General features: G+C 71.2%; 1 protein-coding gene. It reads left to right on the top strand.

Annotation, left to right across the window (positions count from 1 at the left end; all coding sequences use genetic code 11):
- On the top strand, window positions 1-1751 hold a 1751-nt coding region (locus tag ACWEN3_RS46135), incomplete at its 5' end, for an outer membrane protein assembly factor BamB family protein (protein WP_452984379.1).
- Window positions 1752-1811: the final 60 nt, after the last annotated feature.

Raw genomic sequence — 1811 nt, 5'->3', positions numbered from 1 at the left:
CCGCTGCTCCGCCCGCCGCGCCCGCGACTCCGCCGGCGCCTCCGGCCCCGCCCGCGCAGCCGCAGCCGCAGCCGCCGCAGCCCCCGCCCGGCTACGGATACCCGCAGGCGGCCCCGGCGCCGCAGCCGCCCCAGCCCGGGTACGGCTACCCCGGCGCCCAGCAGAACCCGTACCCCCAGCCGCCCCCGGCGTACGGGCAGCAGCCCCCCGCCTACGGCGCGCCGAACCCGTACGCCCAGCCCACGCAGCCCGTGCAGCCGGGCTACGGCTACCCGGGCCAGCCGCCGACCGTGCCGATGCAGCCGCAGCCCGGACAGGGCGGCGGGCGCAACAACACGGCGCTGTTCATCATCGTCGCGGCGGTCGTCGTCATCGCGCTGATCGTCGGCGGCGGCATCTGGTATGCCAAGTCCTCCGGGAGCGACGGCAAGAAGCACGACACCGCCTCCTCCGGCGGCGCCACGGGCGGCCAGGACGACAAGGGCTCCGGCGGCAAGGAGAAGGTGCCGGCCGACCCCTCGGCCAAGCTCCTCTTCCAGGTCCCGATGCCCACCGCCGACGACACGGTCGCCACCTCGGGTTCCTGGCTGACCGACAAGGTGTACGCCAAGAGCGGCGTCGCCGAGATCGTCGGCTACGACGCGGTCAAGGGCACCAAGCTGTGGACGATCAAGCTGCCCGGCCCGGTGTGCGCGGCCAGCCACCACGTCACCGCCGACGACAAGACCGCGATCACGTACCAGCCCAGGACGGACACGAAGAACTCCATCGCGGGCTGCAGCCAGATCGCCGCGATCGACCTCGACCTCGGCAAGAAGCTGTGGACGAAGACGGTCAAGTCCGGTGACTACACGGTCAACTACCAGAATGTGACGGTCGCTCAGCGCACCGTCGCGGTCGGCGACAGCCAGGGCGGTGCCGCGTTCGACATCGACTCCGGCAAGGCGCTGTGGCTGCCGAAGCCGGGCGACGACTGCTACGACGCGGGTTACGGCGGCGGCGCCAAGCTGGTCGCGGTGCGCAACTGCGGCGGCTCCGACAACGGCCGGCTGCTGATCCAGACCCTGGACCCGAAGACCGGCAAGGTGGTCTCCGAGTACAAGATGGACCCGGGCATCCAGTACGCCTCCATCGTCTCCACCGACCCGCTGGTGGTGGCCGCCGACGTGGGCGACAGCGCCGGTGACGGCAGCGAGGTCTCGGACTACTTCTCCATCGACAACAGGACGGGCAGGCTGCTCGCGCACATCTCCGCGCCGGGCAAGACCTACGGCGGCAAGTGCGACGGCATCACCCGCATCGAGGACTGCCGCGAGATCGTCGCCGGGGCCGGCAAGCTGTACGTGCCCACCGAGGAGCACGACGGCACCGGCGAGTTCGGCAGGACCAACGAGGTCATCGCCTTCGACCTGACCACCGGCAAGCAGACCGGCCAGCGCGCCGAGGCCGGGGACGGCTACACGTTCTCCCCGCTGCGCATGGACGGCTCCAACCTGCTCGTCTACAAGCGGCCGCCGTACGACAAGGGCGGCCAGGTCGTCAGCATCGACGGCGGCTCCTTCAAGCAGACCACGCTGCTGGAGAACCCCTCCACGCAGAGTGCGCGGCAGGCGGAGACCACCATGCTGCCGGACTTCGCGGAGATCCTCTTCGGCAACGGCCGCCTGTACATGTCGGAGGTCTTCGCCCGTAAGTCGGGCACGTCGTACGGCAAGGAGTACCTGGCGCTGGCGTTCGGCACGGGCGGCTGACCGGCCGTCGGCGTCCTCGCCGGCCCCGCCCGAATGGGTGGCTTACCGAGAAGTGGCACC

The organism is Streptomyces sp. NPDC004561 (assembly GCF_053602155.1).
The sequence above is the reverse complement of the archived record's forward strand: the minus strand, read 5'-3'. Positions and strand labels throughout refer to the sequence as shown.